Origin of the sequence: Streptomyces sp. NPDC046805, from assembly GCF_040645355.1 — a bacterium.
Taxonomy (GTDB): Bacteria; Actinomycetota; Actinomycetes; order Streptomycetales; family Streptomycetaceae; genus Streptomyces.
The window spans coordinates 24,174-38,860 of sequence record NZ_JBEYYC010000021.1 but is presented as its reverse complement, the minus strand read 5'-3'; the positions used below and the strand labels follow the sequence as shown (position 1 = coordinate 38,860).

Annotated in this window: 12 protein-coding genes; 10 read left to right on the top strand and 2 right to left on the bottom strand. The window is 69.4% G+C overall.

All coding sequences use genetic code 11. The annotated features are described in order from the left end of the window. The first annotated feature begins 126 nt into the window (after positions 1-126). Positions 127-926 (top strand): IS5 family transposase gene (locus ABZ910_RS22550; protein WP_361368121.1). Its coding sequence is split into 2 segments (ribosomal slippage): positions 127-462 and positions 465-926, totalling 798 coding nucleotides; the frame shifts between segments, so codons are not numbered across the junction. A 187-nt stretch (positions 927-1,113) separates the two neighbouring features. Here the strand turns inward: ABZ910_RS22550 and ABZ910_RS22545 are convergent. Then, a complete protein-coding gene (locus ABZ910_RS22545; protein WP_361368118.1) occupies positions 1,114-2,331 on the bottom strand; it encodes an IS701 family transposase in 1,218 nt (405 codons plus the stop codon). Positions 2,332-2,626: 295 nt separating this feature from the next. On the opposite strand from ABZ910_RS22545, the gene ABZ910_RS22540 reads away from it, so the two are divergent. From ABZ910_RS22540 to ABZ910_RS22525, 4 genes are all read left to right on the top strand, one after another. Further along, positions 2,627-2,992: a hypothetical protein gene (locus tag ABZ910_RS22540; protein WP_361367857.1), complete on the top strand. Its 366-nt coding sequence runs from the start codon at positions 2,627-2,629 to the stop codon at positions 2,990-2,992. A 33-nt stretch (positions 2,993-3,025) separates the two neighbouring features. Then, positions 3,026-3,313 carry a hypothetical protein gene (locus ABZ910_RS22535; protein ID WP_361367854.1) on the top strand — a complete coding sequence of 96 codons (288 nt, stop codon included), beginning with the start codon at positions 3,026-3,028 and terminating at the stop codon, positions 3,311-3,313. 317 nt (positions 3,314-3,630) lie between these two features. Further along, the gene (locus ABZ910_RS22530; protein WP_361368115.1) at positions 3,631-4,428 is read left to right on the top strand and encodes an oxygenase MpaB family protein; all 798 of its coding nucleotides are present in this window, start codon (positions 3,631-3,633) and stop codon (positions 4,426-4,428) included. Between the two features lie 171 nt (positions 4,429-4,599). Continuing rightward, a complete protein-coding gene (locus ABZ910_RS22525; protein ID WP_361367851.1) occupies positions 4,600-6,030 on the top strand; it encodes a glycoside hydrolase family 16 protein in 1,431 nt (476 codons plus the stop codon). Between the two features lie 20 nt (positions 6,031-6,050). On the opposite strand, the gene ABZ910_RS22520 is transcribed toward ABZ910_RS22525, so the two are convergent. Continuing rightward, entirely contained in the window at positions 6,051-6,965 is a 915-nt protein-coding gene (locus tag ABZ910_RS22520) for an AraC family transcriptional regulator (RefSeq protein ID WP_361367848.1), read from the bottom strand. A gap of 216 nt (positions 6,966-7,181) precedes the next feature. On the opposite strand from ABZ910_RS22520, the gene tkt reads away from it, so the two are divergent. Genes tkt through pgi form a run of 5 tightly spaced genes read left to right on the top strand, consistent with a single transcriptional unit; the run spans position 7,182 to position 14,687 of the window. Continuing rightward, positions 7,182-9,257: a transketolase gene (gene tkt, locus ABZ910_RS22515; protein ID WP_361367845.1), complete on the top strand. Its 2,076-nt coding sequence runs from the start codon at positions 7,182-7,184 to the stop codon at positions 9,255-9,257. 19 nt (positions 9,258-9,276) lie between these two features. Further along, the gene (gene tal, locus ABZ910_RS22510) at positions 9,277-10,425 is read left to right on the top strand and encodes a transaldolase (protein ID WP_361367842.1); all 1,149 of its coding nucleotides are present in this window, start codon (positions 9,277-9,279) and stop codon (positions 10,423-10,425) included. Further along, positions 10,422-12,107, top strand: a complete 1,686-nt coding sequence (zwf, locus tag ABZ910_RS22505) for a glucose-6-phosphate dehydrogenase (RefSeq protein ID WP_361367839.1) — start codon at positions 10,422-10,424, stop codon at positions 12,105-12,107. The genes tal and zwf overlap by 4 nt, the downstream gene beginning before the upstream one ends. After that, entirely contained in the window at positions 12,104-13,039 is a 936-nt protein-coding gene (gene opcA / locus ABZ910_RS22500; protein ID WP_361367836.1) for a glucose-6-phosphate dehydrogenase assembly protein OpcA, read from the top strand. Before zwf ends, opcA begins: the two co-directional genes overlap by 4 nt. Then, on the top strand, positions 13,032-14,687 hold the full coding sequence (gene pgi / locus ABZ910_RS22495; RefSeq protein WP_361367833.1) for a glucose-6-phosphate isomerase: 1,656 nt from the start codon (positions 13,032-13,034) through the stop codon (positions 14,685-14,687). Before opcA ends, pgi begins: the two co-directional genes overlap by 8 nt.

Sequence of the window (14,687 nt, the reverse complement as noted above, 5' to 3'; positions counted from 1 at the left end):
CGGAGGGGTCTCCGAAGCCGTCGTCACGGGCTGGCCGTCACGGCTTGCTCTGGTCGACGACGCACGCCGACAGCGTGGCTAAGAGGTCATCTCATTTGGCTGAGTAGGCTGTCTGTCGTGGCGGAGATCGTTGAGCGGTTGGTGCCGGACGAGTTGTGGGAGCTGTTCCAGCGGGTCGTGCCGGAGGCGCCATCGCGACCTCAAGGCGGTGGCCGACGCCGACACGGCGACCGTGAGGTGCTGGCAGCGATCGTGTTCGTGGCGACGTCAGGCTGCACGTGGCAACAGTTGCCGGCCTCGCCGTTCGGGCCCTCCGGGGCCACGGCTCACCGCCGGTTCACCGAGTGGTCGAAGGCCCGCGTATGGGCCAAGCTGCACCGCCTGGGCCTCGACGAACTCGGCTCCCGCGGCGACCTGGACTGGTCCCGCTGCGCGATCGACTCCGTGAACATGCGCGCCTTGAAAAGGGGGACCTGACAGGTCCGAATCCTGTCGACCGGGGCAAGTACGGCTCGAAGGTTCACCTGATCACCGAGTGGACCGGTCTGCCCCTGTCTGTCGGAATCTCCGGTGCCAACGTCCACGACAGCCAAGCCCTGATCCCACTCGTGAAGGGCATACCTCCCGTCCGCTCCCGGCGAGGCCCTCGCCGGCGCAAGCCCGGCAAACTTCACGCCGACAAGGGATACGACTACTCCCACCTGCGGCGACGGTTATCCCAGCGAGGCATCCAACACCGCATAGCCCGCAAGGGAGTCGAGACCTCCCAGCGGCTCGGCCGGCACCGCTGGACCATCGAACGCACGATGGCCTGGCTTGCCGGATGCCGTCGCCTCCATCGTCGCTACGAACGAAAGCCGGAGCGCTTCCCCGCCTTTGCGAGCCTCGCCTGCACCCTCATCTGCTACCGCAGACTCACCAAATGAGATGACCTCTTAATACTCCAGCAGCACTTTGACGTTTTCCCTGTTCAGGGGCGGTTTGGGTGAGTGTAGTGGGCTGATTGCCGGCCCGTGTTCTCTTTCCCGGCCCGCCCCTCGATCGTGTGCAGCCGACGCTGATAGTGGCAATGGCGGGCGACGGCTTGGCGTCGTCTGCGCCAGTGTGACCATCTCAGTGCGCGTGCGCTGATGAGGGGCTGGTGAGCGGCGATGGATGAGTGGCCAGTTGCCAGGAGCCGCCGAACTTCTGCCACGGTGAGGGGCGCGAGGCAGGAACCGTTTCTGCTGCCCCTTTTGCTAGGGCGTCGGCGGCCATGACGGCCAGGAAGGCGTGCGCCAGTATGGCCAGGGTGATGTGCCGCATCCAGCCCGTGTAACGGCGGACTTCGTACTCGTCGAGGCCGCACTCGTTCTTCGCGGCCTGGAAGGCTTCTTCGATGGCCCAGCGCATCCCGGCGACGCGTACCAGGTGCTCGACCGTGGTGCCGAGCGGCGCGTAGCCGAGGTAGTAGGCGATCTCCTCGGGCTTGCTGATGCTGCGGCGTGCCAGTGCCCGCCGCTGGTGGGTGGGCATCTCGCCGTCGAAGTCCTCGATGGACGTGATCTGCAGGGCGGCCCAGTGGTAGATGCGCGGGCCCTTCGCGCCGTCACCGCACGAACGTCTCTCCCACGCTTCGTTGGGTGCCTGGGAGAAGAGGTGGTCGATGCGTCCGAAGTGCGGCACCTGCTGGGACTTGGGGACCGCGAGGACATACCCCAGGCCTGTTTCCTCCAGCATGCGGCGCAGTCGCCACTCCTGGCCGTAGGCCGAGTCTGCGGTCACCCAGGCGATTGGCAGCGGCGAGGCGATCGCCCGCAGCACCATGGCCTTGGCCAGGTCGGGCTTGGTGGCGAAGGTTCGCTCGTCAGGGATGTGGGCGGCGCGGCAGCGGTCGCGGTCGTCGGTCCAGGACTTGGGCAGATACAACTCCCGGTCCACCAGGGCGCGTCCTTGCGTGGTGGCGTAGGCGGCGAACACGCCGATCTGGCAGCTCTCGGTGCGGCCGGCGGTGCCGGAGTATTGGCGCTGCACACCGGCCGAGGTGGTGCCCTTCTTGAGGAAGCCGGTGTCGTCGAGGATGAGCACCCCGTCGGGCTCGCCGAGCCGTTCGGCTACGTAGTGCTGCAGGTCATCGCGGAGTTCATCGGCGTCCCAGCGAGCGCCGTTGAGGAGTCGTTGGAGGCGGTCGGGGGTGCGGTGTCCAGCGTATTCGGCCAGTTGCCAGCCGTTCTTTCGGCCGACCGGGCCCAGCAGTCCACGGATGTAGTCACGCATCCTGCGGCGAGGCTCGACGCGCCTGAAGCGGTGGCCGGTACGCAGGAACAGTTCCTCGAGCTCGTCGTTCCAGATCTCAACTGCATGCTCGTCGATCACGCCGGGAGGCTGCCCATATCGCTGCCACTATCAGCGTCGGCTGCACACGATCGAGGGGCGGGCCGGGAAAGAGAACACGGGCCGGCAATCAGCCCACTACACTCACCCAAACCGCCCCTGAACAGGGAAAACGTCAAAGTGCTGCTGGAGTAACTAAGCGGTGCCCAGAATCCAGGGGATCTCAGCCCGTCCGACCCCCCTTGGGGCTCCCATCCACCTCTTTCAACGACAAGTCACGGATATGAGAGATGACACTTCGGACAGCGAATTCGTGCGGCACAGCATCTGGACACTTGTTCCGGAGGCGCGCCCCTTTGTGGCCGAACTCGAAGAGGAAGAATCGGAGTTCTCGAACGGCGAGCGCTCCGATCCCGGCATGTATTCCATGCTGAGTTACGGATTCGTGCATCCGGTGTTCCGGCCCGCGCTGGGCAATTCGACGGAGGAGACCATCGTCCGCTCGGCCCGCCTGATAGAGGCGCTGCTGGGATCGGGACGCCCTCAGGTTGTCGAACTCGTCAGCATTCGCGTCACGGATCAACTGCTGGGGCACCCCGAGCTCTGGGAGCGGTTCTCGGGCTACGCGGGCCCCCATATGCGGTTCGAGGCGGATCTGCGGCGCGAGTACTACCGCTGATACTCCAGCCGAACTCCGCTCGGGTGCGTCGTCGTGTCGGCAGTCGTACCGCTGGCAGTTCTCTCGTACCTGCTCCTCGGCGTGTTCGAGGCGCAGTCCGGGGCGGAAACGCAGAGCGGGGCGCGGTGGGCGGCCGCGTCCCAGGTCGCCGTTCCCACCGCGGCCGTCGAGCTGGCGATCACCGTGGTCGTGCTGCTCTTCGCGAAGGCGGCAAGCACCGGTCCGGCCTCCCGGTCGGCGCATGTCGTCGCGGTCGAGGTGGCGGCCCTGTGCGCCAGTGTTCCCACCTCGCTCTTGGTAGGGCGTTCGCCTGGCCGGTAGTGCTACTGGCCTCCGTCGTGCCCGCGGTCCTGGCCGCCCCCGTCTTCATACAGCGCAAGGAATACCTGAGCACATAACGGACGTGCGGGTTCTCGTGGACGTCGTGGTGGTCGCGTCGGTCGCGCGGCGGGGGTGCCGCTGTGTCCGGCGCGGCCGCCAAGGCGCCCTGATCACCCGCGAGAGATAATGAAACCGTGGCCACCGCGCACGAGGCGGTCCAGGCGTGCCACGGCACGTACGGCACGGACAGAGGCAGCACGCACGCCGCACACGGCACACCCGGCGCCATCGGCCCCGCACCGCCCCCCACCGGCGGGATGCTGTGGCACCTCGCCGGGGAGATCAGGGCTGTGCTGACCCTTCCCGCGTCGCTGACCATGCAGGTCGCCCACCCTGCCGTGGGCGCCGGCGTGGACGATCACTCTGTGTTCCGCACGGACCCTTGGGGGCGTGCGCTACGCTCCGTGGCTTCCGTCCAGCTGTGGGTGTACGGCGGTGAGGCCGCCCTCGAAGAGGGCTGCCGCCTGCGGCGGCTCCACCGGCACATCAACGGCACCGACGCCCTCGACCGCCCGTACCGCGCGCTCGACCCCGCCACCTACGCCTGGGTCCACGCCACCGGCTTCCCCAGCTACCGGTACGCCCAGATCGTGATGGGCACCCGCCCGTTCACCGAGGCCGAGGAGCGACAGCTGTACGAGGAGTGGCTGTGCGTCGGTCGGGTGCTGGGGATCGCCGACCGCGACATGCCGCGGACGCTGGAGGAGTTCTGGCCGTACTACCGCGGCGTGCTGCGCACCAAGCTGGAAGCGACCGGCGTCGTACGGGAGTTGCTCGCTACGGATGTGAACGTGCCGTTGCCGCCCGGCCGAGCCACCCGGCTCCTGCGTCCCGTCTGGCCGCTGCTCGTGCCGCCCCTGCTGCGTGCGCGCCGCTTCCTGACCATCGGCCTGATGCCGCCCGACGCGCGCGACGCGATCGGGTTGGAGTGGACCGCGCGGCAGGAGCGTGCGCTGCGGCGGTTCGGGCGGGTCGTGCGGGTGGTGGTGCCGCTGCTGCCGGAGCGGTTGCGGTATCTGCCGTACGCCCGGAGGGCCCGCCGCGCGGCGCGATAAGGCCTGGCGGTGGCTTCAGCGGGTGAACTCCCCTGCGCTGATGGGACTTTCCTCGTTTTGACTCTTGACGGCCGCAGCCGCGGAGAGCACATTAACCGCACCGTGAGAGCGCTCTCAGGGACACCCGCAAGGTCACCCCCCGCACCTCACTCCGTACCCGAGAGGTCCCCCATGAACGAAACCTCCGGCATGCGCACACCCAGACCCCCATTCGCATCCACGCTCACGCCCCGCCCCCTCCGTCGCGTCCTCGTCGCCGTACTCGCCACCCTCGGCCTCGCCGCAGCTGCCGCCACCGCCGCCACCCTCCCCGCGAACGCCTCCGCGCCCACGCCCCCCTCCGGCTGGACGCAGGTCTTCCTGGACGACTTCGACGGGGCCGCCGGGTCCGGTGTCAACACCGCGAACTGGCAGTACGACACCGGGACTTCGTACCCTGGCGCCGCCGCCAACTGGGGCACCGGTGAGGTCGAGACGATGACGTCGAGCACCAGTAACGTCTCGCTCGACGGCGGCGGCAACCTGCTCATCACCCCGCGTCGCGACGGCGCGGGCAACTGGACCTCCGGTCGTATCGAGACCAACCGCACCGACTTCCAGCCACCGGCCGGTGGCAAGCTGCGCGTCCAGGCGCGGATCCAGATGCCGAACGTCACCGGCGCCGCCGCCAAGGGGTACTGGCCCGCGTTCTGGATGCTCGGCGCGCCGTTCCGTGGGAACTACTGGAACTGGCCCGGCGTCGGTGAACTGGACATCATGGAGAACGTCCAGGGGCTCAACACCGACTGGGCCACGATGCACTGCGGCACCAACCCGGGCGGCCCCTGCAACGAGACGAGTGGCATCGGCGGCAACACCCCGTGCAGCGGCTCGACTTGTCAGGCCGCCTTCCACACCTACGCCATGGAGTGGGACCGCTCCACCAGCCCCGAGGAGATCCGCTTCTACCTCGACGGCGTCAACTTCCATACCGTACGGGCCAATCAGGTCGACGCGGCCACCTGGGCCAACGCCACCAACCACGGTTTCTTCATCATCCTCAACGTGGCCATGGGCGGCGGCTTCCCGGGGGCGTTCGGGGGTGGCCCCGACGGCGGGACCGAGCCCAACCATCCGATGGCCGTGGACTATGTGCAGGTTCTCCAGTCGTCCGGCGGGGGCGGCGGCACCACTCCCCCGCCGCCCGGCAACCGCAACGCCTACAGCGCCATCCAGGCCGAGTCGTACGACAGCCAGTCCGGCGTGGCGACCGAGGCGACCTCGGACACCGGCGGCGGGCAGGACATCGGGTGGCTCGCCCATGGGGACTGGGCTCAGTACAAGGGCGTCGACTTCGGCTCCACTCCTGCCACCCAGTTCTACGCCCGGGTCGCCAGCGGTGCCGCCTCCGGTGTGAGCGGGCTGGTCGAGGTGCGGCTCGACAGTCGCACCAACTCACCCATCGGGAGTTTCGCGCTGGCCAATACCGGCGGCTGGCAGTCGTGGCGGACGGTTCCCGCCAACATCGGTTCCGTGACCGGGACGCACGACGTCTATCTGACCTTCACCAGCGGGCAGCCGGCCGACTTCGTGAACGTGAACTGGTTCGACTTCGGTCACTGAAACCGGCCGCCGAACGCCTCCTACCGCAGCTCCGCCCGGAACGCCACCGGCGTCTGCCCGGTGTGCAGCTGGAAGAACTTGGAGAAGTTCGCCGCGTCGCGGTAGCCGATGGCCGCCCCGACGCGGCCGATCGGCATGTCCGTGTGGGCCAGCAGGCGCTTGGCCTCCAGGACGACGCGTTTGTCGATGAAGCCCTTGGGGGTCTGGCCGGTGGCGGCGCGGACCGCGCGGACCAGGGTGCGCCGGGAGTAGCCGAGGGCTTCGGCGTACGCGCTGACGCTGTGGTTGGTGGCGAAGCCCTTCTCCACCGCGTCCCGGAAGAGGGTGAAGGTCGTGTCGCCCTGGTAGCGGGCCGCTTCCGCGGAGCTGGCCGCGAGGTGGGCCAGGCGGAGGAGGGATGCCGTCAGGGAGTGGCGCAGTACCGCGGTGTGCAGGCTCAGGGGGAGGGTCTCGGTGTCCTCGTACTCGCGTTGCAGCTGGGCGAGGGACGCGCGGAGGGCGTCGAGCTGGTCCGGGTCGGGGTGGAGCAGGGGCGGCTGGTCGTAGCGGTAGAGGCCGGTGGCCTCCACGGTGGCGCGCGGCAGGAAACCGGGCTGCATGGTCAGGACGGTTCCGCGGTACTCGCTGGTCCTGGAGAAGCGGTGGACCTGACCGGGGCGAATCCAGAGCAGGTCGCCGGCCGTCGCCTCGTACTCGGCGAAGTCGATCATGTGCCGTACGGGGCCGTCACTGAAGAGCATGACCACATGGAAGTCGATGCGGTGGACGCGGTGCAGCGGGACGTCCGCGTGCCAGGCATGGTCGGCACCGGCCCCCATGGGACCGATCTGCATGCCCACGCCGCCGACGCTCAGGTCGACCGGGAACGGAAAGGTCCTGATCCCTTCGCCGCCGGCTGCGCCCCCGCCCACGTGTTGTCTCGTTCTGCCCGCCATGTCCTTCTCGTACCGCCTTTGCCGCGCTCTACTGCGCTATGCGGCACTCTGCCGCGCTCGCCTGCGACCGGCCGCGCTCGCCTGCGAAACATCGCGCTGCCGGTGTCCCACTTTCACCACAGGCTGACACACCTCGACCTTCCCACTCAAAAGTCAGACTTTTACTTTTGAACGCGCTTAGCCAGTTACCCCGCTTCAATCGAGGACTTCTTGAAGATGAGCCCGCAGACAACCGACGGCTTCGAGTGGACCGACCTCGACCGGCGTGCCGTGGACACCGCCCGCCTCCTCGCGGCCGATGCCGTGCAGCAGGTCGGGAACGGGCACCCCGGCACCGCGATGAGCCTCGCGCCTGCCGCGTACACGATCTTTCAGAAGGCGATGCGCCACGATCCGGCGGACCCGGAGTGGACCGGCCGTGACCGCTTCGTCCTCTCCCCCGGCCACACCTCGCTGACCCTGTACACGCAGCTGTTCCTCGCCGGGTACGAGCTGGAGCTGGACGACCTGAAGGCCTTCCGGACCCATGGTTCGAAGACGCCCGGTCACCCCGAGTACGGCCACACGGCGGGCGTCGAGACCACCACCGGCCCGCTCGGCCAGGGCGCCGCGAACGCCGTCGGCATGGCGATGGCCGCCCGCTACGAGCGCGGCCTGTTCGACCCCGAGGCCCCCGCGGGCACGTCCCCCTTCGACCACACCATCTGGGCGATCGTCTCCGACGGCGACCTGGAGGAGGGCGTCTCCGCCGAGGCGTCGTCCATGGCCGGCCACCAGAAGCTCGGCAACCTCGTCTTCCTCTACGACGACAACCACATCTCCATCGAGGGCGACACCGCCACCGCCTTCTCCGAGGACGTGCTGAAGCGGTACGAGGCGTACGGCTGGCACACGCAGCGCATCGAGCCCGGCGAGAACGGCGACGTCGACGTCCACGCGCTGTACGCGGCGCTCAAGGCGGCGCAGGCCGAGACCGAGCGCCCCTCGATCATCGCGATGCGCACGATCATCGCCTGGCCCGCCCCGAACGCGCAGAACACCGAGGCCTCGCACGGCTCGGCGCTGGGCGGCGACGAGATCGCGGCCACCAAGCGCGTCCTCGGCTTCGACCCGGAGCAGGCCTTCCAGGTCGAGAACGAGGTCCTCGCCCACTCCCGCCGTGCCCTGGACCGGGGCGCCGAGGCCCGCGCGACCTGGAACAAGCAGATCGCCGAGTGGCGCACCGCCCAGCCCGAGCGCGCCCGGCTCTTCGACCGCGTGGTCGCCGGCAAGCTCCCCGAGGGCTGGGAGGACGCCGTCCCGGTCTTCGAGGAGGGCAAGTCCGTCGCCACCCGCGCCGCCTCCGGCAAGGTGCTGCAGGCTCTCGGCGCGGTGCTGCCCGAGCTGTGGGGCGGCTCCGCCGACCTGGCCGGCTCCAACAACACGACGATCGACAAGACGTCGTCGTTCCTGCCTAAGGGCAACCCGCTGCCGGAGGCCGACCCGTACGGCCGGACGATCCACTTCGGTATCCGCGAGTTCTCCATGGGCGCGGAGATGAACGGCATCGCCCTGCACGGCAACACCCGCGTCTACGGAGGAACCTTCCTGGTCTTCTCCGACTACATGCGCAACGCCGTCCGCATGTCCGCGCTGATGCAGCTTCCGGTGACGTACGTCTGGACGCACGACTCGGTCGGCCTCGGCGAGGACGGCCCGACCCACCAGCCGGTCGAGCACCTGGCCGCGCTGCGCGCCATCCCGGGCCTGAACATCGTGCGCCCGGCCGACGCCAACGAGACCGCGGTCGCCTGGGCCGAGATCCTGCGCCGGCACGCCGCCAAGCCCGCCCCGCACGGCTTCGCGCTCACCCGGCAGGGCGTGCCGACGTACCCGCTCAACGAGGATGCGGCGAAGGGCGGTTACGTCCTCGTCGACGCGTCCACCGAGACCCCTGACGTCGTTCTCATCGCCACCGGTTCGGAGGTCCAGCTCGCCGTCGCCGCGCGTGAGCAGCTGGAGGCCGAGGGGATCGGGACCCGGGTCGTGTCGATGCCGTCCGTAGAGTGGTTCGAGGAGCAGCCGCGCGCGTACCGCGACAGCGTCCTTCCGCCGTCCGTGCGGGCCCGCGTCGCGATCGAGGCCGGAATCGGTCTGACGTGGTACCGCTACGTAGGTGACGCGGGACGCATCGTCTCCCTCGAACACTTCGGTGCCTCCGCCGACGCCAAGACCCTGTTCGCCGAGTTCGGCTTCACCGCCGAGAACGTCGTCGCCCACGCCAAGGGCTCCCTGGCCGCCGCGCGCGGTTGATCCGATCGCCAGAAAGAGGATGAACACAGTGACCACCGAAGCCCCCGCCACCGCGGAAGCCCTCCAGCGCCTGTCCGACGCGGGCGTCTCCATCTGGCTGGACGACCTGTCGCGCAAGAGGATCAGCACCGGCAACCTGGCCGAGCTCATCGCGACGAAGAACGTCGTGGGCGTCACGACCAACCCGTCGATCTTCCAGGCCGCCATCGGTTCCGGCGAGGGGTACGAGGAGCAGCTCGCGGACCTGGCCGTGCGCGGCGTCACGGTCGACGAGGCCGTGCGCATGATGACGACCGCCGACGTCCGGGACGCGGCCGACATCCTGCGGCCTGTGTACGACGCCACCGCCGGCCGTGACGGCCGGGTGTCCATCGAGGTCGACCCGCGCCTCGCCCACGACACCCCGGCCACCATCGCCGAGGCCAAGCAGCTGGCCTGGCTGGTCGACCGCCCCAACGTCATGATCAAGATCCCGGCCACCAAAGCGGGTCTCCCGGCGATCACCGAGGTCATCGGCCTCGGCATCAGCGTCAACGTCACGCTGATCTTCTCGCTGGAGCGCTACCGCGAGGTCATGGACGCCTACCTCGCGGGTCTGGAGAAGGCCCGCGCCAAGGGCCTGGACCTGTCGACGATCCACTCCGTGGCCTCCTTCTTCGTCTCCCGCGTCGACAGCGAGATCGACAAGCGGCTGACCGTCCTCGGCACGGACGAGGCCCTCGCGCTGAAGGGCCGGGCGGCGCTGGCCAACGCGCGGCTCGCCTACGAGGCGTACGAGGAGGTCTTCTCCTCGGACCGCTGGCAGGCGCTGCAGACCGCGGGCGCCAACAAGCAGCGTCCGCTGTGGGCCTCGACCGGCGTGAAGGACCCGGCGTACAAGGACACCCTGTACGTCGACGAGCTGGTCGCCCCCGGCACGGTCAACACGATGCCCGAGGGCACCCTCGACGCCACCGCCGCTCGCGGCGAGATCACCGGCGACACGGTGACCGGCCGCTACGCGCAGGCCCGTGCCGACCTCGCGGCCGTCGAGAAGCTCGGCATCTCCTACGACGAGGTCGTGCAGAAGCTCGAGGACGAGGCCGTCGCCAAGTTCCAGGTGGCGTGGCAGGACCTGCTCGGCGCCGTCTCGAAGTCCCTGGACAGCAAGGGAGTTGACGCATCGTGACCCCTGCCCCCCGCCAGAAGGCGAAGGGCGCCGCCGAGCAGGTGGCGCTGGAGAGCGCGCCCGCGCCGGAGGCGAAGGCCCCCGCGCCGAAGGCGAAAGCCGCCGTCGACGACCGGAAGACGGCACCGGCCGAGGTGCGGGTGCCCGTCGTCCCGGCCGAGGACTGGGCGAACCCCCTGCGTGACGCGCGCGACCGCCGTCTGCCGCAGATCGCCGGCCCGTCCGGGCTGGTCATCTTCGGTGTGACCGGCGACCTGTCCCGCAAGAAGCTCATGCCCGCCGTGTACGACCTGGCCAACCGCGGCCTGCTGCCGCCGGGCTTCTCCCTGGTCGGCTTCGCCCGCCGCGAGTGGGAGAACCAGGACTTCGCCCAGCAGGTGAAGGACGCGGTGCGCGAGCACTCGCGTACGCCGTTCCGCGAGGAGGTCTGGCAGCAGCTCGCCGAGGGCATGCGCTTCATCCCCGGCGACTTCGACGACGACACGGCGTTCAAGCAGCTGCGTGACGCGGTCGAGGAGCTGGACGCCTCCCGGGGCACCGGCGCCAACTTCGCGTTCTACCTCTCCGTACCGCCGAAGTTCTTCCCGAAGGTCGTGCAGCAGCTGAAGAAGCACGGCCTGGCCAAGCCGCCGGCGGGTTCCTGGCGCCGGGCGGTCATCGAGAAGCCGTTCGGCCACGACCTGGCCAGCGCCCGCGAGCTGAACGAGATCGTGCACGAGGTGTTCGAGCCGGACCAGGTGTTCCGCATCGACCACTACCTCGGCAAGGAGACCGTCCAGAACCTGCTGGCGCTCCGCTTCGCCAACCAGATGTACGAGCCGATCTGGAACCGGTCGTACGTCGACCACGTGCAGATCACGATGGCCGAGGACATCGGTATCGGGGGCCGCGCCGGCTACTACGACGGCATCGGCGCCGCGCGCGACGTCATCCAGAACCATCTGCTCCAGCTGATGGCGCTGACCGCGATGGAGGAGCCCATCGCCTTCGACGCGGACGCGCTGGTCACCGAGAAGCTCAAGGTGCTCAAGTCGGTGCGGCTGCCCGAGAACCTGGGTGAGCACACGGTGCGCGCCCAGTACGCGGAGGGCTGGCAGGGCGGTGAGAAGGTCGTCGGCTACCTCCAGGAGGAGGGCATCGACCCCGAGTCGAAGACCGACACCTACTCGGCCGTCAAGCTGGAGGTCGACAACCGCCGCTGGGCGGGCGTCCCCTTCTACCTGCGCACCGGCAAGCGCCTTGGCCGCCGCGTCACCGAGATCGCGGTGGTCTTCAAGCGGGCCCCGCACTCGCCGTTCGACTCCACGGCCACCGAGGAGCTCGGCCAGAACGCGATCGTCATCCGCGTCCAGCCCGACGAGGGCATGACCGTCCGCTTCGGCTCCAAGGTGCCCGGCACGTCGATGGAGATCCGGGACGTGTCCATGGACTTCGCGTACGGCGAGTCGTTCACGGAGTCCAGCCCGGAGGCGTACGAGCGGCTCATCCTGGACGTGCTGCTCGGCGACGCCAACCTGTTCCCGCGGGTGCAGGAAGTGGAAGAGTCCTGGAAGATCCTCGACCCGATCGAGGAGTACTGGGCGGAGCACGGCAAGCCGGCGCAGTACCCCTCGGGCAGCTGGGGACCCGAGGAAGCCGACGAGATGCTCGCACGAGACGGACGGAGCTGGCGCAGGCCATGAAGATCGACCTGACCGACACCACGGCAAGCAAGATCAACAAGGCGCTGGTGGAGGGTCGCCGTGCCATCGGCACCCCGGCGGTGGGCATGGTCCTGACGATGGTCATCGTCACGGATGAGGAGAACGCCTACGACTCGATGAGGGCGGCCGAGGAGGCCTCGCACGAGCACCCCTCGCGCACCCTCGTGGTCATCAAGCGGCACGCCCGTACGCCCCGGGACCGCCAGGCGTCCCGGCTCGACGCCGAGGTCCGGGTCGGCGCCGACGCCGGTACGGGCGAGACGGTCATCCTGCGCACGTACGGCGAGGTGTCCGACCACGCCGCCTCCGTCGTGCTGCCGCTGCTGCTGCCGGACGCGCCGGTGGTCGTGTGGTGGCCGGTGGACGCGCCGGAGAACCCGGCCAAGGACGCGCTGGGCTCGCTCGCCCAGCGCCGGATCACCGACATGTACGCCGTCGAGCACCCGCTGGAGGCCCTGGAGACCCGGGTCCGCTCGTACGCGCCCGGCGACACCGACCTCGCCTGGACCCGGCTCACGCCCTGGCGCTCGATGCTGGCCGCGGCCCTGGACCAGGCCCGGGTGAAGGTGACCTCGGCCGCGGTCGAGAGCGAGTCCGAGAACCCCAGCGCCGAGCTGCTCGCCCGCTGGCTGGAGGCCCGCCTCGGCGTTCCGGTCGAGCGGATCGTCACCGCCGGGCCGGTCGTCACGGCCGTCCGACTGGGCACCGCGGGCGGCGAGATCGTCATCGACCGGCCCGAGGGCCCCCTGGCCACGCTGACCCTGCCGGGCCAGCCGTCGCGCACGCTCGCCCTGAAGGTCCGCAGCACCTCCGAGCTCATCGCCGAGGAGCTGCGCCGCCTCGACGCCGACGAGATGTACGCCGTCGCCCTGCGGGGCGAGGGCACCGAGGAGATCTCCCGTCATGCCTGACACCACGTCAGCTTCCCCCCGGCTCAACCGCCGGCCCGAGTGGACGGCGCTCGCCGACCACCGCGCCGAGTGGCACGACACCCTGCGTGAGCTGTTCGCCGCGGACCCGGCCCGAGCCGAGCGGTACACGGTCCGGGTCGGGGACCTGCTCATCGACTACAGCAAGCACCTGATCACCGACGAGACGCTGGCGCTGCTCCAGGAACTCGCCACCGCCACCGACGTGTTCGGGCTGCGGGACGCCATGTTCCGCGGCGAGAGGATCAACGTCACCGAGAAGCGGGCCGTGCTGCACACCGCGCTGCGCGCCCCGCGGGACGCGGTGATCGAGGTCGACGGCGAGAACGTCGTCCCGAGCGTGCACGCCGTGCTCGACAAGATGACCGCGTTCGCCGACCGCGTCCGCTCCGGCGAGTGGACCGGCCACACCGGCAAGCGGATCAGGAACGTCGTCAACATCGGCATCGGCGGCTCGGACCTCGGCCCGGCGATGGCGTACGAGGCGCTGCGCCCGTACACGGCACGGGACTTGACGTTCCGGTTCGTGTCCAACGTGGACGGCTCCGACCTGCACGAGGCGGTACGGGACCTGGACCCGGCGGAGACCCTGTTCATCGTCGCGTCCAAGACCTTCACCACCATCGAGACGATCACCAACGCCACTTCGGCGCGGTCGTGGCTGCTCGAAGGCCTCGACAGCGACGACAAGGCGGTGGCGAAGCACTTCGTGGCGCTGTCGACCAACGCCGAGAAGGTCACCGACTTCGGCATCGACCCGGACAACATGTTCGAGTTCTGGGACTGGGTCGGCGGCCGCTACTCGTACGACTCGGCGATCGGCCTGTCGCTGATGATCGCGATCGGCCCGGAGCGGTTCAAGGAGATGCTCGACGGCTTCCACCTCGTCGACGAGCACTTCCGCACCGCGCCCGCCGAGGCCAACGCCCCGCTGCTGCTCGGCCTGTTGGGGATCTGGTACGGCGACTTCTTCGACGCGCAGGCGCACGCCGTGCTGCCGTACAGCCACTACCTGTCCAAGTTCACCGCCTACCTGCAGCAGCTCGACATGGAGTCCAACGGCAAGTCGGTGGACCGCCAGGGCCGTCCGGTGGAGTGGCAGACCGGCCCGGTCGTCTGGGGCACCCCGGGCACGAACGGGCAGCACGCCTACTACCAGTTGATCCACCAGGGCACGAAGCTGCTGCCCGCCGACTTCCTCGGCTTCGCCCGCCCGGTCGACGAGCTGAGCAGTGAACTCAAGGCCCAGCACGACCTGTTGATGGCGAACTTCTTCGCCCAGACGCAGGCGCTCGCCTTCGGCAAGACGGCGGACGAGGTGCGCGCCGAGGGCGTGGCCGAGGAGCAGGTGCCGCACCGCACCTTCAAGGGCAACCACCCCACGACCACGATCCTGGCCCCGGAACCGACCCCGTCGGTGCTGGGTCAGCTGATCGCGCTGTACGAGCACAAGGTGTTCGTCCAGGGCGCGGTGTGGGACATCGACTCCTTCGACCAGTGGGGCGTCGAGCTGGGCAAGGTCCTCGCCAAGCGGGTCGAGCCGGCTCTGACCGAGGGCGCGCACGTCCCCGGCCTCGACCCGTCCACCACCGCCCTCGTCGCCGCGTACCGCGCGCTCAAGAACGCCTAG